The 19,691-nt window shown below is 46.8% G+C and carries 22 protein-coding genes and 1 tRNA gene; 10 read left to right on the forward strand and 13 right to left on the reverse strand.

The genetic code is table 11. The annotated features are described in order from the left end of the window. Position 1: 1 nt before the first annotated feature. The 10 genes from J0L70_RS32160 to J0L70_RS26735 all read right to left on the reverse strand — a co-directional run bounded on the left by J0L70_RS32160 (position 2) and on the right by J0L70_RS26735 (position 5,933). Positions 2–79 (reverse strand): hypothetical protein, encoded by a 78-nt coding sequence (locus J0L70_RS32160; protein WP_502711033.1) that lies wholly within the window; start codon positions 77–79, stop codon positions 2–4. 132 nt (positions 80–211) lie between these two features. After that, positions 212–1,765, reverse strand: coding sequence for a hypothetical protein (locus tag J0L70_RS26695; protein ID WP_287456497.1), 1,554 nt, complete (start codon positions 1,763–1,765; stop codon positions 212–214). After that, positions 1,762–2,094: a hypothetical protein gene (locus J0L70_RS26700; protein WP_287456498.1), complete on the reverse strand. Its 333-nt coding sequence runs from the start codon at positions 2,092–2,094 to the stop codon at positions 1,762–1,764. Before J0L70_RS26700 ends, J0L70_RS26695 begins: the two co-directional genes overlap by 4 nt. A 3-nt stretch (positions 2,095–2,097) precedes the next feature. Next, a complete protein-coding gene (locus tag J0L70_RS26705) occupies positions 2,098–2,784 on the reverse strand; it encodes a hypothetical protein (protein ID WP_287456499.1) in 687 nt (228 codons plus the stop codon). Continuing rightward, a complete protein-coding gene (locus J0L70_RS26710) occupies positions 2,747–3,028 on the reverse strand; it encodes a hypothetical protein (protein WP_287456500.1) in 282 nt (93 codons plus the stop codon). The genes J0L70_RS26705 and J0L70_RS26710 overlap by 38 nt, the downstream gene beginning before the upstream one ends. Continuing rightward, entirely contained in the window at positions 3,025–3,462 is a 438-nt protein-coding gene (locus tag J0L70_RS26715; protein WP_287456501.1) for a hypothetical protein, read from the reverse strand. The genes J0L70_RS26710 and J0L70_RS26715 overlap by 4 nt, the downstream gene beginning before the upstream one ends. A 136-nt stretch (positions 3,463–3,598) precedes the next feature. Further along, positions 3,599–4,183, reverse strand: coding sequence for a hypothetical protein (locus J0L70_RS26720; RefSeq protein ID WP_287456502.1), 585 nt, complete (start codon positions 4,181–4,183; stop codon positions 3,599–3,601). Next, entirely contained in the window at positions 4,180–4,506 is a 327-nt protein-coding gene (locus J0L70_RS26725; RefSeq protein ID WP_287456503.1) for a hypothetical protein, read from the reverse strand. The genes J0L70_RS26720 and J0L70_RS26725 overlap by 4 nt, the downstream gene beginning before the upstream one ends. Before the next feature lie 132 nt (positions 4,507–4,638). Beyond that, complete coding sequence (locus J0L70_RS26730; RefSeq protein ID WP_287456504.1) at positions 4,639–4,992, reverse strand: hypothetical protein; 354 nt, start codon at positions 4,990–4,992, stop codon at positions 4,639–4,641. Between the two features lie 473 nt (positions 4,993–5,465). Next, on the reverse strand, positions 5,466–5,933 hold the full coding sequence (locus J0L70_RS26735) for a hypothetical protein (RefSeq protein WP_287456505.1): 468 nt from the start codon (positions 5,931–5,933) through the stop codon (positions 5,466–5,468). A 240-nt stretch (positions 5,934–6,173) separates the two neighbouring features. Here J0L70_RS26735 and J0L70_RS32030 point away from each other — a divergent pair, with 240 nt between their 5' ends. The 4 genes from J0L70_RS32030 (at position 6,174) to J0L70_RS26750 (ending at position 12,267) form a co-directional block, all read left to right on the forward strand. After that, a complete protein-coding gene (locus J0L70_RS32030; RefSeq protein ID WP_353736665.1) occupies positions 6,174–6,449 on the forward strand; it encodes a helix-turn-helix domain-containing protein in 276 nt (91 codons plus the stop codon). Positions 6,450–6,559: 110 nt separating this feature from the next. Next, positions 6,560–7,459, forward strand: a complete 900-nt coding sequence (locus tag J0L70_RS26740; protein WP_287456506.1) for a hypothetical protein — start codon at positions 6,560–6,562, stop codon at positions 7,457–7,459. A 497-nt stretch (positions 7,460–7,956) separates the two neighbouring features. Then, positions 7,957–11,703: a PriCT-2 domain-containing protein gene (locus J0L70_RS26745; RefSeq protein WP_287456507.1), complete on the forward strand. Its 3,747-nt coding sequence runs from the start codon at positions 7,957–7,959 to the stop codon at positions 11,701–11,703. Positions 11,704–11,949: 246 nt separating this feature from the next. Beyond that, entirely contained in the window at positions 11,950–12,267 is a 318-nt protein-coding gene (locus tag J0L70_RS26750) for a hypothetical protein (RefSeq protein WP_287456508.1), read from the forward strand. Here the strand turns inward: J0L70_RS26750 and J0L70_RS26755 are convergent. After that, the gene (locus J0L70_RS26755) at positions 12,217–13,464 is read right to left on the reverse strand and encodes a tyrosine-type recombinase/integrase (protein WP_287456509.1); all 1,248 of its coding nucleotides are present in this window, start codon (positions 13,462–13,464) and stop codon (positions 12,217–12,219) included. The two genes, J0L70_RS26750 and J0L70_RS26755, sit on opposite strands and share 51 nt — an antisense overlap. Positions 13,465–13,541: 77 nt before the next feature. Continuing rightward, positions 13,542–13,615, reverse strand: a tRNA-Pro gene (locus tag J0L70_RS26760). Positions 13,616–14,066: 451 nt separating this feature from the next. Between J0L70_RS26760 and J0L70_RS26765 the strand changes: the two genes are divergently transcribed. From J0L70_RS26765 to J0L70_RS26790, 6 genes are all read left to right on the forward strand, one after another. Then, positions 14,067–15,209, forward strand: coding sequence for a hypothetical protein (locus J0L70_RS26765; RefSeq protein ID WP_287456510.1), 1,143 nt, complete (start codon positions 14,067–14,069; stop codon positions 15,207–15,209). A 198-nt stretch (positions 15,210–15,407) separates the two neighbouring features. Continuing rightward, positions 15,408–15,878, forward strand: coding sequence for a J domain-containing protein (locus tag J0L70_RS26770; protein ID WP_287456511.1), 471 nt, complete (start codon positions 15,408–15,410; stop codon positions 15,876–15,878). After that, positions 15,875–16,534: an HNH endonuclease gene (locus tag J0L70_RS26775; protein ID WP_287456512.1), complete on the forward strand. Its 660-nt coding sequence runs from the start codon at positions 15,875–15,877 to the stop codon at positions 16,532–16,534. The genes J0L70_RS26770 and J0L70_RS26775 overlap by 4 nt, the downstream gene beginning before the upstream one ends. Positions 16,535–16,920: 386 nt before the next feature. Continuing rightward, the gene (locus J0L70_RS26780) at positions 16,921–17,289 is read left to right on the forward strand and encodes a hypothetical protein (protein ID WP_287456513.1); all 369 of its coding nucleotides are present in this window, start codon (positions 16,921–16,923) and stop codon (positions 17,287–17,289) included. Between the two features lie 33 nt (positions 17,290–17,322). Next, positions 17,323–17,919 (forward strand): hypothetical protein, encoded by a 597-nt coding sequence (locus J0L70_RS26785; protein WP_287456514.1) that lies wholly within the window; start codon positions 17,323–17,325, stop codon positions 17,917–17,919. A 277-nt stretch (positions 17,920–18,196) separates the two neighbouring features. After that, positions 18,197–18,751, forward strand: coding sequence for a hypothetical protein (locus J0L70_RS26790; RefSeq protein WP_190650865.1), 555 nt, complete (start codon positions 18,197–18,199; stop codon positions 18,749–18,751). On the opposite strand, the gene J0L70_RS26795 is transcribed toward J0L70_RS26790, so the two are convergent. Continuing rightward, complete coding sequence (locus J0L70_RS26795) at positions 18,731–19,651, reverse strand: LAPAL motif-containing putative phage structural protein (RefSeq protein ID WP_190650863.1); 921 nt, start codon at positions 19,649–19,651, stop codon at positions 18,731–18,733. The two genes, J0L70_RS26790 and J0L70_RS26795, sit on opposite strands and share 21 nt — an antisense overlap. Between the last annotated feature and the right edge of the window lie 40 nt (positions 19,652–19,691).

The raw sequence follows: 19,691 nt of genomic DNA on the forward strand, positions 1-19,691 counted from the left end.
TCTAGCTCTCCAAATATTGCTCATTCATTCCAATAATTTCTGCTCTTATCATCTCCACCAACTCAGGTGGCGCTAACACCCTTGCACCCTTGCCATAAAACAGAACCCATCGTTCGTTTAACCTCGTTTAGCCCTCGCACTACTCATCTAAGAATCAAACTGCCATCCAGTTTTTCTTCTATTGTGGTAACAGTGAGGAACTAAATCTCTGTCACTCTTTGATTTGCCCAAACTGTCTCTCTAGCGCCGCATACCAAGGCTTAGCCTTGTTCTGAAAGTTACTGCCGCCCGACCCGAACCCAAACACCTCTCGACTGGCAGCTGTTACACCTAACCCCAGGGACTTGAGGGCAATCCACAATGCATGATTCGGTTCATCCTCCAGCATCGATTTGATCTGCTTTGCCGCATCGATGCGATCGAACTTCATCAGCAGCTGGAGCGCATTCACCAGTGCTGAGGTTCGTTCCAGATCAGAGGGAGTAAAAACTGCGGGAGCATCCCGCTCGACAGGCGGAAGCTTCCAAGCCTGCTGCAATCGCTGCTTCGCCCTCTCCCACAAATCACTCTCCTCAACCGCAGATGAATTGCTCAGAGTGGGGGGAGCCGTAAAGGTAGTGATCTTTTGAGACTGAGGAGGTAATTGAATCCCGAGGCGCTCCTTGTGTCCTGGCAGTTTCAGCCATCCTTGACCACTGGCAACCGGCTTTTTTGTGCTGGGGTCGATCTTCGGAATCAGTTCGAGTTCCATCAAGGCTGCATCTCTCAGCTTCGCCAATCCTTTCGCATCGCCCAAACAGCTCAGGGTGCGATCGTGCGCCACAAACAAGGGCGGCATCAGAACCTTGCGCGAATCCGACATGCCACACTTGAAGAATTCTCCTGTAATATCGCGCTTCATGATGGTATTGACGCGATCTGCCCAATTCGTCATCTCTTCGCAGACAACACTGATCACTTCGCCTCTAGCCCGGAGTTGAGCTTGCCAGGTTTCCTCGCTCAAATTGCTCTGATTGAAATCTTGATAACGCTTTGCGATTTCGTGGAGATAGCGATCGAGATATTCACCGATCGCACGATAGTTCATGCCTGCGCCAATATGTTGCACCCCTTGCCATTCCCGTGAAGCGGCATGAGGATCGAGAACCACGACTTGATGACCGTGCTCGACTTTGAGCCTCACAATATCTCGTACGGTCCAACTCTTCCCAGCTCCCATTCCGCCATAGATCAAGGCGGGATACTCCAAAAAGTTCTCACGCCAGGCAAATGGCTGAGTTGCGGTTGCAACCGGAGCTGATGTTGATTCGGGCGAGCCTTGCACCTGGGCAATCGTTTTGCCATCGTCGTTCGATGGGTTTGTGGATGAGTCTGACACTTCTGCTGCATCCACTTCCAGGTAGGGGGCGAATTCCTCGTAGTATTGCTCGGCTGCCTGCATCTGAGCTGCTGCACCGTAAGCGCCTAGCTCCGCTTTTCGTCGGATTGCTGCCTTGTCGCGATCGAGCTTGAGCTGCTCGGCTTGCGCCCAGGCATAAGCAAAAGCAACGACCGCGAGCAGGGCAGCAGGAACTTTGATGATCGCCCATCCCGGTTGATACTCCAATCCTTCGGCAGCCTCAGGGGCTTGATAGTCTGGGATAGCAGAACACTGCCCACCCGAGCAACTCACAAACTTGCCGTGTAAGTGTCCAGTTGTCGCAATGCCTGTAAAGATAAAGCCAGCAATCAAGCTGATCGTAATTTTGGTGCGGCGATTGTTCATTGTTTGAAAGACTCAATCCAGAGCTGTAATCCATCCCAGTGACCCGCCAGAACGGATGCAAAAGTTGCCAGGAATAGGAAGAGGAATCGTAAGCGGCGGCTCGAGAGGAAGGCGATCGCAAAGCTGACAATCGCAACCGATAACATGAGCCAATAGAACATGGTCAAGGCTGGAAACAATCGAGCTAGAAATGCAAGAAACAGCAGGAGTGAGAAACACTCGCCCGATTGACAGATGGCGAGCACCGCGATCAGCGTGTCTTCTTCCTCGGTCTGATCCGGGTGGTAAAAGTAATGGGATTCGTAGTCGTTAAAGAAGGGAGGAAGCATCGATTACCATCCGCTGAAGAAACTACCAATTCGACCGAAGAAGCCACCGCGCTGCGATTGAGTCCCGTTTGTGAGCAGCTCTTTACGCTGTTGGCTCACGCGCCGTTGCTGCTCTGAAATCTGCTGTTGTTTGAGATAATTGGGGACTCGCTCGCGGATTTGCTTAGCGCGATTTTGGCGGCGCAGTTGCACGAGTTTGAGTGAGGTCTGAAAATCCAGCTCATTGAGACTGAAGGCAGATTGAAACTCAGCATTGAGCTTTTGAGAGCCTTGTACTGATTGCTGGCTCATCAGCTTGAGATGATTGTTGTACCCGAGCGACAACAGATAGGCATCCAGTATACCTTTATCAATCTTCTGAGCTGCCGCTCCACCCAGCTTGAGAAACTTCTGTACAAATTGCTCGTATTCGAGCTGACCTTCGATCAGTTCCTGGAAGTGACGATCCAGAATAGGGAGGACTTCTCGCAGTCGTTTCATCTCGCGAGCGCGGTCTGCAAATTCAGCCCACTGTTGATCACTCATCTGGGCGAGCGCGTTCAGATTGATTCCAAAGTATCGATCAATTGCACCTGCCACATTTGCGGCAGGCGGTAGAACATTCGAGTGAATCCCACGTCGTTGGGATTGAGGACGGCGGGTGAGGGCTGAGTTATTTTGTTTGAACGGGACGATCGCGGTGGATTTCATGGTTGTCTCCAGTTGTAATGAAAGAGAAATAGGTGAGATACAGCACGCCAACCAAGGTGGAGAGAATCGCGATCGTTCTCACCATCATGTCAGCGGTCGTATCTCTGGGCTGCGGAATCGCGCGGATCGCATCTGCCACGGTATAGAAGCCAGCCTCGCTGCCCACATACGAGATAACATTGCGATTCGGGAGCTGCTCGATCTTGATTTCGACTTGATCGGGCGATTCTTTGAGGTCGATCATTTCGCCCTCCGTTGAGTGTGGATGAATTGCTCGAGCGCGTCTAATTCGGGCAACTGTTGCAGCGTTGGAATCGTATTAATTGCCCTAAGCCGGATATAGGCGGCTAACGCTTCGCTGGAATTGCTCGCATAATTTGCTTCGAGTTGAGCGATCGCTTCGCGCCTCATCTTGGCTAAAACGCAATCCGTTCCGCGCTGATAGCATCCAGTGCCACGGGTTTGATTTTGTTCAAAGGCTTCGGCTAAAAGTCGTTTGGCTTCAGCTTGATAGAGAACCGTTTCGATCGAGGGTTGAGTCTGCGGTTTGGGCGATGGCTTGGGAACACTGCCCATTCGCTGAAGGATGACGCCAATTAGAACTACGATCGCGGCTCCGAGCGCGGCGTAGGTTTCAAACGAGAAGCGGTGAATTCGGGTCTGCTTGATCTGTTGCATGATTTCACATCTCGATAGATGAGTGCCCCAGCCATCCCCAACATCCAGACGAAGATTGGGGCGTTTGTGAGCAGGGCGACGACAGTGCCAATCGTGGCTCCGGTAGAAAAGCCAAAAAACATTCGCCGTTCGGCTTTTAGTTCGAGCTGAGCGGCGATGGCTCCTTGAACTCTGGCGTGATGAACGAGCGCAGATTGAAGCTGCCCGTATTCTCGAAAGGGTCAGGCTCACCTTCGTCGTTTAAGAATGCTTGGTCAGTCACTTCCGAGAAAATGTCGGTCGTATCGAGATAGCTAGTGGCAAAATCGGTTAGCCCTTGCGCTCGCGTTTCGAGAAAGGACTTGGTGAACTCGCGATTCGCAAGGTTCGCAAGTTGCGAGGCGTTTTTCCGCTCGGTCGTAATGATGGTCTGGGCTGCTTCTCGTTGTGCCTGCACCATCGCCCCTTGCGATTCTTTCTGCTGATTGAGCCGTTTTGCTGTCGCTTTCGACTGAGATCGCCGCACTTCCAGATTCTGGTCATCAGATTTTGCACCGCTTCCAGCAGCAGTAGAAGTGCTGGAAGTGGCAGAAGTGGTCAGCTTTTGGATCTCAGAGACAAGCGCTAAAAGCTGTTCCTCATCCGGGTTGTAAGCATCTTGAAGATCGATCTTGAGATTGGAAGCCGCTTCTAGAAGTGCTTCCGCACCATATTCGGCTTCGAGTTGAGCGAGGGTGATCATGAGTCAAGGCTCTCTTTGAAGTGTTGGATGCGCTCATCGAGCTGGATGCCCCACTGCTCGAATTTGATTTTCAGGAGGGCGGGCTGACGATAGAAACGCTTGAAGCTCTCACGACTATTGACGCCAGGACGAGCCTGTAGCCAGAGCCGCAACGTGAATAACTGGACGAGATCAGCTTGAGTGAAGTGATGAACCTGCTGCAAGTTGAACACCTCGCGATCCGCGTTAAAGGTGGTTGGACTCTGAATTCCGAGACACTGACGGGCTTGTGTAACATTCAGAACCGGGCAGCCATTGATCGCAGTCACTTCAACAGTCGGCATACTTCCAGGGGTTCCAAGGGTTGGAAAAGATAGGGTTAGAATCACAGTCCAAGCGTTGGACTATCAACACAATAAAAAACTGCCCAGCATTTTGGACGGCTCTAAACTAGAAAGTCGTTGGGAATCCAACGACTAATGTTGTTGACCCTGCGGATTGAGGTATAGATCGAGCCAGCCACTCTGGTTAGAGGCGCTGAGGGTCTGGCGGAGCACATCGGCATAGAGTAGAGCAGGTTTGTAGTGGTCTGGCATCCGCTCGAAGTGTTCTCCCCAAGTCGTGACGGTGCTCTCTTTCACGCGCAGGACTGCGGAGAGGAGCCGCACACACTTAGCTCGATAGCCATATTTTGATCTAGCTTGCAGTTGGTCTAAGTCCGATAGGTGATCAAGTCCGTGCCAGCGATCACAGTAGGTCTGCGCGTCAAGAAGTTCCAGGTCGCGGAGGGCAATCAGGATTGCCACTTCCGAGAGGTTCGGTCTGTTCATACCCTTTAGGAGCGGATTGCAAGATTTGGGCAGTCGTGCGTGTAGAAACCACAAAAAGGTTGGCAGCGTCAGGTCTCGAATTTTCGATCCACTCATCCAATGCACACGCGAATCCAGCCGTCCCAGAATTGCTCTCCGCTGAGCATTGAACATTGGGTCGGATCTGGATGGAACTGCGGAATGCGATTGCCTCACATTTCGCCAATTCCTGGGAATGCAAGAGTGGCAGTTGGTGATCTCAGCGCTTCCTAGCTGAGAATCAATTCATCCAACGCAGCAGCGAGCTCGGAATTGATGAGTTCGATCGCGTTCTTGATTTTTCAAAGAATTGATGAGGACTGTCCGTCCCTTCGATTGGCTGGCGCATGAGTGGCTGAAGGTCTCTTTTCATTGAAATTCCGCAGCCGTTGAATTTGAAGAAGAAAGGCAGATTCGCACCTGAATCTGCCGAGACACAGCAAGACTTTGGGAAATTAGAAATCGAGTTCTCGATCTAGGAGTGAAATAGAAGTGCAGAGCACATAGCGCTGTTCGGTAGCGAAATAGCGAATCTCAACGGTTTCACCTCCGATTGCTTTTGCCTGCCAAACGGACAAGCCTGTGAGAACTTTGTCGAGGTCGGGATCACCAAAGACGATGCTTAAGCCGTCCTGCTGGAGAAGGTAAATTTGGTGATCGGCGTATCCTACATTCCAACCGCTTGAATAGTGCGGATCTTGAGAAAGCGCGGCTGAAGACACACCAGCAAAGCCATCACGATATCCTTTCGACTTTTTTTCGATAGGCGAGAGATTCGCAGGATTGCAGCGATTCAGGCGGGGATGATTGGAGCCGTAGAAGATTAAATCGGTTTCGGCTTCAATCCGACCAGATACACGATAAGCATCAATTTTGAGCTGTTTAGCCTTTGCACGTCCGATCGAGCTTAGAAGTTGTGTCATGATTGTTTCAAACCTATCTTAGTGGTTGCGCCGCCTTACCCTTCTGACCTGAAAAATCTGGGGTTCGGCGGCTTTTGATTTAGAGAAGTTTGTTTCTTCTCACGCCTTATTTTTACAAGCCTAACTTGTATTAGTCAAGCTTGAAGCCGAAAATTATCAAAGTTTAATTTGTATTAATACAGCTTAAATGTGAATAATCCGTGCTACACTTCTAGTAGTAAAGTTAAGGTATTGAGTTACATGACCCAAACCTTGATACGTTGGAGGCTCAGCGAGGTAATGGCTAGACATCGCGTCCAAGCTAAAGATCTTGCTGACTATTTAGGTGTTAGTGATAATGCTGTCTCAAGTCTACGGAAAGCTGAGGTAATGCCTCGAATTGACGGAAACAGGCTTGAGCAGATTTGTGTTGGAATTACTCGACTTTCAAAAATCAATGAGAGAGTAAGCCCCTACGATCTGCTGGAGTACATTCCAGAGGATTTGGAGGCAAAGCATGACAGCAATCTCTCCTAGCATCATTAATTTCAGGATTCTGGGAGCTAGATTTTTTACACAATCTCAACTTGTTAGAGCTAGCACTTCGCCTTCCTGGACTTCTCCCAATCGCTAGAAGTGAGGCAAATATGAGTCAAGCGGAACCACGAAAATTTCTGCAAAACATTCTGACTATCACACCAGAAGACAAGCGGAAAATCAAGCGCCAAACCCTGCATGAAGTCGGCATTGAAGGTTATAAGGCGTTATTACAAGCGTTCGGCTCCGATTGGGCAAAGTGCCAGACCAAGGAGCGTGCTGTTCTTCTTGCGCTGTTGCACCATACACCCATACCTGAAATTAATCGTTTGACAGCACTGCGGTCGCTTGCTTATCTCTCAAGAAGACAAGCCTATCGGTTACTGGCAACACTTCCACATCCTCTGCGGCACCATATGCCCTCTGATGTTACCGAACCCGAAGTGGCTCACGAAAGCAATTATTGGATTGGGATTGCTGGATGGTTACTTTTTTGGGAAAAGAGGTCAGAACCGCTCAAGTCCATCCTTGATCAGGGTTGGAAAAGCTATGAACCACGCGCAAGAATTGCAGAACTGCGCTATCAGATGATTCGCAAGCTCGTCGATGAGCGTCAACTATCGCCAGACATCTTCCCGAGCCCTGAACTGCCGTGGCTCCTAGCTGAGGTTGCTTGTTGTCGCCAGCGGCTCTACAGCCTCGATATGCACACGCCGAAGAACCGGTTCTATGACAGCCGAATAGAAGAAATTCATGCGTTAAACGCATTTGACAGCCCCTTAGAAACACAAACATCCCAGGGCTTAGACAAGTTGCTGTTTCGCTTCGATACCGTTGTCGAAACTGCAGCGAGAGAGTATGCCGAGCGGGACACAACCTTTGATCGCCAATATTTCAAGCCCTACCTTTCAGCTTGCACAGCTTGGAATCGCGAACAAGTGCGAGGCAAGAACTTCCAGCCAATTCGCAAACAAAACCAGCGAGAGCGCATCCCACCGAAAAGGATGTAAAGAAATATTAAGTTAACTCTGCGCTCGGTTCCGCCCTTTTTTTTCTGCAATTCTGAACATAGGAAGAGAACAACTCATTCCTATAAAAGATGAGACGTAATCCAAGCTGTGTAAAAGTTTCAGGCTGTTTAACCTCAGACACTTTATACGGCAAAAGACCTTAGCGTGAGCTAGGGTCTCTCACTGTCCCACCGATCAGTGTCGAAGTTCCACCCAAGGCACCGAATCGGGTATTCCAAAAAAAACTATGCCAACATTTAATCTAAGTGTAGCATCTCCCCCCCGGTTTTTCAGTAAGAGAAACCAAGAGCAAGTTCTCGCTCAATCCCTTTGCCATATAACGAGATGGCAACCGGAAGCACCAGCACTTCTTCATATTGATCATGCGGCAACTACCGCAAGCACAAAACAGCAACTTTCAAACCTGCCTCAAAAAAGGGTTTGGGCGGTGAACAAGCGGGCTTTATTGACTCGCACTTCTCGGTAGGGAGGACATTATGATTCTTACTGGGTCTCGGTGTTGCCAGTTGCAGCACGAGCGCAAGCACCAAACACGGCAGCAGCCCTTAGAGATTGAAGGTCAGGTCACACCTGCGTTGGATCAATTAGAGTCACAACGGCAGTTCAAATTTGCAGTCAACCGCTCTGGAAGAAACAAAGATTGGGATTACAAGAAGCTTGCAGGCAACTTTCGAGATGTTGAAGGCGATATCTATCGCGTCATCGACGAAGTTCAGCAAGGTCATGCTCTATGCGCGGGGCTACTGAATGGAAAGTGGCGCTCCAAGTCGAACTTTGCTGGCTCCTCTTGGATTCTGATCGACATTGATAATTCCGCGATTCTGAAGGATGCCGATGGGCAGAGCGGCAAGGATGCCGATAGCAAAACAGTCAGGGGTTACGAGCATCAATTGACGTTGGATGAAGCGCTGGCACACCCATTCATCCAGAAACATTGTGCCCTCATCTACACAACAGCTTCACACCGCCCAGTCTGGCATAAATTTCGCCTAATTTTTGTACTTCCTGAGTACGTTAGCGATATCGATATCTATGAATCGATGGTGCGCTTGCTTATGGAACAGTTGCCGCACGATCCATCTTGTAAAGATGCCTCGCGAGTGTTCTACGGCTCTACAGAAGCGGAATTCCCCTTAATTCAGCCACAAGCTGTGCTACCGCCAAATTGGATGGAACGTGCTATCTCGCTTGGAGAAGCCGAAAAGCAGGCAAGACAACAGCGAATTATTGAGCAGCAGAAGCGACAAGCCGAATTCGAGTCATTGGCTCAATCGGAAGGTTGGAACATCGACACACTTATCCGTAATGCGCTGAGCTATATCCCACCTCGGATGCCAGGCTCTGGTAATTATGATGAATGCCGGGATGTCATCGCAGGATTAACCTCTTACTACGGTACTGGTGCGGTTGCGATCGCTGAAAGCTGGAGCCCGTCTATCCTAGGGACAACCTGGAATGTTGACAAGAAGGTGCGATCTTTCCTACGTGGACATGAGAGCGGTATTACCTATAGAACTATCTTCTGGCTGGCTGAAAAACATGGTTGGCAATACCCGAAGTCAAACAAAACTTTCAAGAAGTACGATCCGATCGACGATCCTAGCTACCAAGCGTATCTCAGGGCAGATCGAGATCAAGATCGTGCTGAGGAAGCAGAAGAAAGAGAACGTAATCTGAATCGTTTCAAAGGATTTTGCAACAAAATCCGCGTGGATAAGCGGCAGAAGATTCGCAATCGCGCTCCTGAAATTGCATCGAGCACTGCAGAGAAGCAGCGCTATGTTCCCGGTTTCCTGCCAAAATACCAGCAGGGCGTTAAGCTTCCGGTGTTCACGCTCGAAACAATGAGGGATCGCAACATATTGGTTTACGAGGCTGCTGAAAAGGGTTGGAAGCACGTTCTCGATCAATCTGGAACTGGGAGTGGGAAATCCCACTACGCGGGATTGCTAGAGCCTGAGCGGTTCGAGTTTGGAGGCGAAGCATCGACCTGGTATCTGACAAACGAATCCAGAAATCCTGCGACTAAGACGATCGAAGCAAACTTCAAGGCACTGCCTGTAAGAAACCACGGTATGCAGGCAACGGAGAAAACAACTCCGACGGAATACCCAGTGATGAAACCTGTGTTCGACAGATCTGGTAGGGGCAACTGTCAGAACGCCCATCTATTTCTGCTTGCTAGTCAGAAGGGTTTTGATGCTGATATGGAGGCAAAAAATAACGCTATCTGTCAGAAATGCCCGTTCAATATCCCTTTACCGGGGGAGAAAGGCTCTCAGTGTGCTAACCATGAGGGCGAAGGCTACGGATTTCGATATCAACGTCGGCAAGCGATGCAAGAAAGCCGTTTACGGCTCAATTCTCAATCGGTTCCAGGAAATATTCCCAATCACATTGCAATGGTTTGGGAGGAAATTTCAGCGCAACTAAAGGTTATAACTCGCAAGACAACAGCGCAAGAACTGAACACTGAATGGTGGAAGATCGAGTCGGAAGCGCCGAAGATTTATACTCAACTGCTTTCAATTCGCAAGCTTCTCTCCAGCGAGATGAGTACGCCGTCCGAGCATTGGGGGACAGTTGCGAGACATTTCATAGAAGCATTAGACCTGCGGCTCTCAGAGGGAGAACGAGCAACTATTCTTGAGCAGCTTCGCCCAATTCTTTGCCCAAGTCTTTCGGAGCTTATCAAAACTGAATCATCTGACAACTCTGGACTGAGAAAGGAGCGAGATGCCGCACAGAATCGTATCGAGTCACTATTTCGGAAGATTGAAGACCGCGATCGCAAAATTGCAGTACTTACGCATGAGTTACCAACAGACATTCCTCGCATTGATGATCCGTCTTTTCGCCTAATGAGGCAGACTCAAGGATTACAGACAAAGATCCGAGAATATTGGAAGTTGACGGAGAGAAGAGAGCAATTACAAGTCGAGTTCGTTGATGCCACAGCCGCAGAAGCCGAATTCTCAGAGCGTTATGAGAGGGCAAAAAGCAACACTAGAAAGCTTCAAGGTGAGCGTCGAGACGAAGCGCTGAATTGTCTTGAGAAGGCTCCTACACAAGCTCTCTGGCACATTCTGAACATCTTGTTCTTTCCACAGCAAGGGGTAGGGAACTTCAGAATTCACGAAGGAGAAATCACGGTTACACTGCCGGATGAGCGTGTAAGTCAACTCATTAAAGCAGCATCATTGAATCTGTTTTTGGACGCGACTGTCAAGGAACAGGTCATTAAAGCCTCTCTGGGAATTGAGGACATACTTATCTGTGAACTTGAGCAGGAAGAATCCCACAATTTGAAGCACTATCAAGTGATTGGCTTCGGACGCTGCACGAAAAATCGCGCTGAGTCCACAAATGAACGCTTGGCAATGCTGCATGAAGGCGTTAAAGCAAGAGAGGCTACCCACAACATTCAAATTGCTGATTACAAGAGTGTAGATAGATTTGAGGCTAAAATCCGCCATTTATCCAACTCGAGAGGCTCCAATGAAATCGAAGGTTCTCCGGTACTAATCGTTCACGGATTACCTAAGCCGAATCAGGGCGCGATCGAGGACGAATATGCTTGCCTACCTAATCCTGACTTCACTTTCGAGCAGTATTATCAATATCGAGTTGATGCCGAAATCAAGCAGTTGGCGGGACGGCAGAGAAGCGAGCGACCGAAATATCGCCATAAGCAATTCTCGATTTATTGGGTGAACGAAGATTCAATGCCCTTTGAAGCTGAGCAAATCGAAGCGATCGACATCTCCTATCAAGCAGCTCCGAAGTCACAACGGATTGCTAAATCAGTGTTTGAGGCGATCGTAGAAGTTGCACGAAACGGAAAGAAACTCACCCAAGCGCTGATCGCTCAGCTTGCAGGAGTCACTCAAGGATTTGTTAGTAAGTGGTTCGATGCTCGTGGCGGTTGGAAATATTGGCGCGATTTACTTCTTGGTGAGCCCGTAGAAGATATTGAGAAATATCGATCACAGCTTGAGCCAGCAGAAGCTGTAATCGCAGAAGTTTTGCCAATAGCGATCGACGAGGCAACCAACCCCGAACAGGTTTTAGAAGCCGTCTCCGAATTCTTTGAAGACCTAGGAACGAACGGATTTAGAAGAATCTGGAAAGCGATCGTATGGAAATACCGCAGGCGATTTATCGCTGCACTACTTACCATTGGATTACCTCAGGAGGTATGGCGTGAGCCAAGTGTTACCTGAGACTTCTAAAACTGAACACATTAGACTTTTTGCATGAATCGATTTATCGATTTTTGGCACGAATTTCTAATAATTTGAACTTCCTAATTTGCCATTCACACAAGAAGTCTATTGACCTAAACAAGTTGCGGATGCGTTGTCATCGGAAGATTGACGCGATTGCACGTAGACCGGGGACGGCGAAACTGCTGCACCTCGCAGAGAAAGAACTAAATCTTTACGCAGAATACAAGGCGAATCGAAATCATGACGACTGAACACAAATTTTTTGAGTTAATCGAAGTTATCAGTCAAGAGCAACTGCTGTCATACCTAGATTGGGGAACCACTGCAATGTGGGAGCAAATTGGACTCAAGGGTGACCCATTCATGTGGATTAATGGTGTTCACTATTTCCAACCGATTCCCAAAGGTAAAGTCACATTCAATAAGCGGATGATTGAAGTATGGCTGACAGCGAAATGCCAGAAGGATCCAGATTTGCATATGACTGCAATCCAGCGGTTTCAGGAACTACACCCCGGAGCCGTCCCCACCAGAGGTAGGAGGAAGAATCTCGCCTAAGATATCCGGTAAAGTCGCCTTGCTCGGAATATAGTGACCATAGTGCTCAAAAATCATTTTGAGAGACGTACGCGTGTACTTCGCAACTGTAGCAGGATCTTCACCTTGTTTCAACCAGTAGCTGATGAGGGTATGACGAGAGGTGTTTGGTTTGCGGTAGGGAATGGTCAACTCGCTTAGAACAGTTTTCCAAGCTCGGTTTCGGAAATTTGCATTATCCATATATCCGCCCTTTCGAGGCGATGGAAAGATGAGCGATTCTGGTTTTACATTGATCGCACGTCTTCTTAAAAGCATTTGCTGAAGACTCTTACTGAGCGGGACAAACCCTGCTTCCCCTGCCTTAATTTGTCGTAAATCCCCACGGTTGTAGGCTTTGCCAAACCAGATTTGGGAACAGTCTTCTGTCACATCACCCCAAGTCAACGCGATCGCTTCCTCAATTCGGCATCCAGTACAAAGAAGAAATTCTGCGTAATCTGCATAATAGCTATATTCTGGATGCGTTCTGAAATGCTGGATGATTCGCTGAACCTCCTCAACCGTAAAAGGCTGGGGCTTTTTCACTTTTCCTCGTGGAAGGTTTTTAACGATCTCGACCCAAGGGTTCTCAGTAATCATTTTTCGAGCGATCGCCCATTCCCAGGCAGATTTTATTGCACTTAGATATTGCTTTAAGGTGATTGGTGCAAGTTTCTCTGATAACCAAGATTTAAATTTCTCACAGTCGGATTCTGTTAAATTTCCTGCATAGCGTTCTCGGAAGTAAGTCTTAAGATTGCTGAGTGTTCCGTAATACTTGTCTAGAGACTGCTTAGCGAGTTTTTTGCTCTTGAACTCAATATGTCTCTCAAAAAGTTCATAGACCTTGATTGGTGTGTTGCCATGTTTTCCTGAGCGGTACTTAAACAGCGTTGGATCGAACATTCCGTATTTGATATCCTGCTCAATATCCGCTACTTTCATTTGTGCCAGAGCGCGATTTGTAGCGTTATCTTGAAGACCCAAACTTAAACAATACCGTTTACGCTCATGCGTCCACCGCAGGCGCAAATTCCCGCGCATGTCTTCAATCCTGATTTCAACCTTGTCCTTTGCCATTCCTGGTATACGGCTCAATTCATGGATTAATTGGTATACCAAATCATATACCACGATCCCGGTGGAAACCGCATCAAAGCGTGCTAGAACGAACAAAACTCCCAGCACACATACCACTAATTCTTAGATGTCTTGAAACAATGAAAGCCAGTCAATGACTGGCTTTCATCTAATCGGAGCGGCGGGATTTGAACCCACGACCCCTACTACCCCAAAGTAGTGCGCTACCAAGCTGCGCTACGCCCCGATACTCTTTGCGGTCAATTCTTGAAAGACCTGCAAACTGTTTCTACCGCTCTTAAAGTTCGGTCGAAAGGCATTTCTACCAAATTTCTACCAAATTTCTGAGTCGCGGTTCTCACAATAACACACTGTAAACAAATTTGTATACTCCTTTGTCGAAAGCGCGACAAATTATCAAAAGTTTTTGGGGTAGTAGGGATCGAGGGTTCAAATCCCGCCGCTCCGAAAAATTCAGGGAGGTTGAGGATCTCGATGGGAATCTAGGGTAATCAAAGATACTCCCCCTGCAGCCTTATCAGAGTGTCTTGTCATTGCTTGAAAGTTCTAGAGAATACTGAATACAACGCCCCCTAACGATTCTTTATCAGTATGAAGATTGTATGAACCTGTTCCCAACAGTTCAGGGTAAACACTGACAGGGTGTTAAAACTGCTCTACAGAGTTTGTAGTGTCTTATGAGCAGTTTCACACCGGATTTAGGTTACTCCAGAAGTGCATCTCTAATCGATCCACAGATTACTGTAAGTAACTTCAGAAACCCCTTTGATTTCACCCTTTCAGATTCTCCTATACATGGTCGGATGGTTTCTAGGGATCTCGTAAGAACTCCTACAGCCGATCGCAATGCCCAGAACTATAAGTTTGAATATGAGGATGGTCGGGTGATCATTGCCAGGGCTTTTCAGAATTACTCTATGGATTCCCAGGGGGTTTACAGTATTCCTGGATCTGCTGTATTTCAAGACATTACGGATTATGCCCTGGGGAGCGCTTACAAGAGTTTCACAAATGGCGTTTACGTGCCCTACACCATGCAGCAATTGGCTTCTAAAAGCCTTTATGACCCAGGGGTTCAATTAACTCCAGGGGGGAGTCTTAGAGCTTTTGACTTAGCTGATAAAGAATTCGTGACGATCCAAATGGACTTGCAGGGGAGAGTTTTTGAGAAGGCAGATTCTCAACGGGCTATGGTTCCCCCAGACCACACACCACCCCCTGGAGGAATCTATAACCCTGTAAACATTCCCTCGAACACAATCCCAAATTATTACCAGGGGGGATACATTCCTACAGAAACCCCACTATCCCCTAATCCAATTGACGTGACTTCAGGGGGCTTTGAGGATTCAGAACAAAACCTTGAGCCTTTCTGTAGAGTGCTTCCGTCGATTTTAGAAATTGCTCCGGAGACTCCCCCACCATCGGGTAATTGGTGGGAGTCTTTAGGAACTCCCACACCGTTTGATTGGAGTACAGCGACCCGAGTTGAATCCACTCTACCCCCTGGGGAAGAACTCTTTCCAACCACACCGATCGACCCTGAGATCCAAAAAGCTGCCGATGAGTTTTTCAAACCCAAAAATCAACCTTCAACCCCCTCATGGGTTCCAGGGGGTAACGCTTCGATTATTGACCTTAGCAGCATCACCCCTGGAGCAATCACACCCTCTGATAACACCCCTCAAATCCCTACACCTGACCCGCTGTTGCTTAGTAATGATTTCTGGAGCCGTTTCGAGAAACCTTTGAACGTTTTTGAGGTTTCGCCAGTGATCGTGGCGATCAGCACAAACCCCGGAGAAGAGATCGCGAATTAGGGGGAGGGAATTAGGGGAATCATAATACCCCCTGGAGCTTCAGAGAATCTTCTTGAGATCCCCTTGTTATGGGAATAATTTCTGTAGTTATTTGTGAAAGATAGAGCAGAAATTGTTCCCTCAGATACAAAGTCTAGTTATTTTTGACTGGCTTTTAGACATTGCACTGTCCCAAAATGTAGGAGTTTAGGCATAAAAATGTATACCGTTGAAGACCTGAAGAGTAAATATAAGAAATTTTCTGAGGCTAAGGATCATTTCCAGATTAAGGCTGGAAGTTGGCAGAAACTCTGTGACAAATTAAATGCAGAGTCTCAGAAAGACGCACAAATCCGTAAGCTCGAAACGGAAATTAAAGCACTGCGATCAGAATTGTCCAAAACGGCAGCGAAAAGTGATTTAGACGTACTACTAACTGACTTAGTGTATCCACGGGGGGTTGGGTCTGATGAAGTTTTCGAGTCTCCTGAAGCGCTAGAAAACGAGCCAGAAGATACAGGTAGAGATGACTGGGCATACTTTGAATCGGTTCTCAAACGCCGTTATTATCGCTTAGCGAAACGCTATCACCCTGACAACGGGGGTTCTGAAGCTCAAATGAACAACCTTATCAATGCCTATGAAGTTGGCAGAACCTTCGTAAAATCCAACGGGGGATTGGATAAGTGAGTTCCGTTATTCAAATAGAGACTGATCTAAGTCCGGGGCAACTAAACAAATTCAAAAGCCTTTTTGCCAAGATGCAGCTAAGAGATGGAAAAGCCTATTTTCCTACAAGTGAAATGCATGGTGTTTTACTAACACATAGTAAGCAAAACGCTTTGAACATCATCAAAGCTCACCTGAGATTCGTTCAGCCGTACATTTGGCAGGAAAATGATGATCAGTATCTAAAGCATATTGGGATAGACATTCTTCTAGAACAACTCGGTGAGGAGAGTCCAAAGAAGAAGACTCAATACCTTGCAGCTAGAGCCTATATTTCAGCCTGGTTAGCCAATAACCCTGAAGTCTTCAAGGATGCTCAATTGACAGGGCAAGAATTAGACCGGAAAAAGATCAGCGCCATGCAGTCTGTAAGAAATAAGGCGACTCATTGTGCACTGTCTGGGAAACCATTTGGACAAGGTGTAGAGTGCCACGTTCACCATATCGAAGGTGTTAGTGAACAACCGGATCTAGCAACTGACCCGAAAAACTTGATTGCTATCTGTGAAGATATCCACAAGGCTTATCACAGTTGGGTCAATTCCCAGGGGGGGAGCGTAACAAGAGCTACCCTAAAGCAGTTTGCAGCCTTGCATGGATATAAAAGAAACTGGTAGAGCGTCCCCTGGAACTTCAAGAGAGATCGCAATGGTTCTCAAAGTTCCAGGGGGGGGTAGGTGTGATCAGAATTCTAAAAGTAACTTTTTAGGTGTTGAGCAACTAATACATCTCTCTAGGATGCCCTGTAAATGGAGATGAGGGCTTTATTAGGCTTAAATACGCTGGATCAACCTAGACCAAAGCGAGATTTTCATCTATTTACCTGTGAGAAAACCGGAACCATTTCTGGGGTTAATTCTGTGCTCTGGAGGGCAACATCAAATCTATGGTGCAAGTGCTCAGAAGATTTTTGAACTGATCGAGGGTAAAAGGTTTGTAAATTGATTCTGGCTCTCAAATTCTTGACTAACTAGCCACAAACTAAAACAAAGTACTAATCACAATGAAGACCAAACTATCAATTGTCTCTTTAACTGCCCTTGCAATCGGTCTAACAGCCCCCGCAATTTCTGCACAAGAAACCAGGGGGTTTCAAGCCAATCGATATCAAATCGCTGAAACTCGCAGAATTGCTAAACGCTATTACGCAAAATACTTTGCCAGGGAAGACGCGATCGCAGACGCAATTGATTCGACTTGCCAAGCTGCAAAAATTGAAGGCTCCTTGGAAAATTTAACAAGTATTCGGCTCACCACCATGCAAAAGCTTGATCGGCAAGGGCAGCTTGAAATACTTGATTTCTACCTAGCAGTAGATGTGATCGCGCTAAGTTCTGTTTGCCCTGAATATCGGTACGTTCTGAAGCGCTAGACCCAAGCAAAACCCCTGGAGCAATCACTAATCATGAAAGACACACTCAAAGAAATTTTTACAATTCTAAGCAACTGGGCGAACAGTGCTCAAACCCGCGCTGATCGCAATTCCAGATGGTTTCTAATCTGTCTAGGGGCTTGTTTCCCTGTCATGGTCATTCTAGGGGGACTAGGGGCAATTCTAAGCCCTTCTAAACCGTCTCAGGTTTCCCAAACCGCACCCGTAGCAATCCCATCTGGTAAACCTACCGTAGAACCTTCAGAGAGTGCCCCTAGCACCCCTCAAGCTACCCCTAACACCCCGACACTAAACGCAAATTGCCCGATCCTAGTTCATGGTATTGTTGCAGGGGGCAAAGCCCTAGAAGTCTTACAATCCGATGGGAGCCAATCTTATTGGGTTATGCTTACTAATGAGTCTCAGCAGAGAATCTTTGCATCCCAGGGGCTTGCTTTGGTCAGTTACGAAAACTTCATTGATACTGGGCTATCGATGGAAAGCTTTCAGACAATCCGAAAAGCTGTCTATTCAGCTTATGGGGGAGCGGATCGAGTCGCTTTTGTCTCTGTAGGGCAATCAACGGTGTTAGGGTCAAACCCTGGATTTACTGGAAAGACTTGCATCTAAAATACTGAGACAACCCCCTGGAGCGATCGCAATGATCTGCAAGGTTCCAGGGGGTGCAAGAAAGTGACTTTTGCCACCCCCTAGTTTTTGTTTACCCCCTGGAACTTTTTGGGCTACCGCAAGAGATCCTTTAGAAGCCCCTAGGGGCAATGAATACAGTGCGCTTTAATGATCATAAGTATGAAGATTGTGTAAATCTTTTTCAATCCATCAGGGTAAACACTGACACGATGTTAAAACTCTCTACAGAAGTTTGTAGTGTCTTATGAGCAGTTTCATGAATATAGAGCCTTGGAAAATAATCAGCGATTTCATGAACATAGAGTATTGGAAAATTATAATCGCTGCTGTGCTTGGGTTTATCACTGCTGTATTCACAGAACCAATCAAAAACCACTTTTCGGTGAAAGTTAAGAAAAAGCAAATAAGAATAGGCTTATATAAGGAAATTACAAGCATCTATGAAGGCTTGAGACTGTATCTCAGAGCTTCTGAGAATAATCCACAAAGCGTATCTATCCTAGATATTTTAGGCTCAGATTTTAGTTGCTATGAATACGCCAAAAAGGAGCCAGTAATTTTCTACCAACTAAGAGAGGCTACACTGATAAATCTGATTTATCAGAACATCACTACGCTAAAGCAAAAAGACGATTCAATACACCCTGAGAAGAAGATACATCTTATTAAAGCTGTTTTAGACCAAATAGATTTCATTACTTCCAGCAGTAGTTTTAATGGAAAACTCTTTAGAAGGCTATTAAAAGATTTACGTATCACTAAAAAGGTACGGCAAAAGGCTTTAAGCGAGTCACTCACCCAAATCAAATAATGTTGGGGATGTTGGGGAACTACCCGGAACTACGCTCAGAACCTCTTGAATTTCATATTTTGTTGAGACCAAATTGTTATCCGCATCGTAGTTCGAGGTAACTTCAACAGTTGCTTTTATAGAATCCCCAGGGGCTAATGGGAACTCTCTTCTACGAAATCGAGTGATCCACTCAAAGTCAGACACCTTAACTTCAATCACCTTATCTTGATAGAACTCCCACTTGGAAGATCCTAGATAGTCCGGTTTTTTTATCTTGAGAATCATCGTAGAAGTATTTTTAATGGTTTGAACAGTAAGGATCTTTTCTATCGAATCTGGGGAGAAATCAAAAACTAAATTAAAAGTAGTTTCTTGCCCATCAGGTAGAATCATTTTTGCTTTGTCCTGAGAACTTAGGGGCTTTACTGCCTCCTGAAACTCTTTACAGGAGTTTAGGAGATTTTTCTTACTAATATCGGTATAAACAGGCATATCCCTAGTAGGGTTCACTTCATGTAGCAGTTCATTAATCCTAAACTGTGTATCTGTGAGTCCAACATTTGTTACTTCTGTTCGACCATTTGAAAAGTCAATTATGAAGTATTTTGCTTTTGCCAAATATTTAGACAGGAGATTGAGATCAATATTATTTGTTGGTAAGTTATCAGGCAGCTTAAAAGCATTTTTTAACCAGACACGTATTGAACCCTGCTGAACGTCTTCAAGAAGCAAGACGGGTTCTACCTCTATAGGAATCGATTGTATTAAATAACCATCAACGGTTTTACAGGCTTCGATTAGCTTAGTCAATGCGGAAAAAACCCTAGAAGGATTCTCACTCGCCTTCTCAAACTCAATTACCAACCCAAAAGATGTGGCTGCATTTGCGCTACTGGTTAAGAAAGATTGAGATGTCATTGAGCGCTATCCGGGATTATCTGAAAAATCTTGAAAATCC

The organism is Leptolyngbya sp. UWPOB_LEPTO1, assembly GCF_017302695.1.
Lineage (GTDB): Bacteria > Cyanobacteriota > Cyanobacteriia > Leptolyngbyales > Leptolyngbyaceae > Leptolyngbya > Leptolyngbya boryana.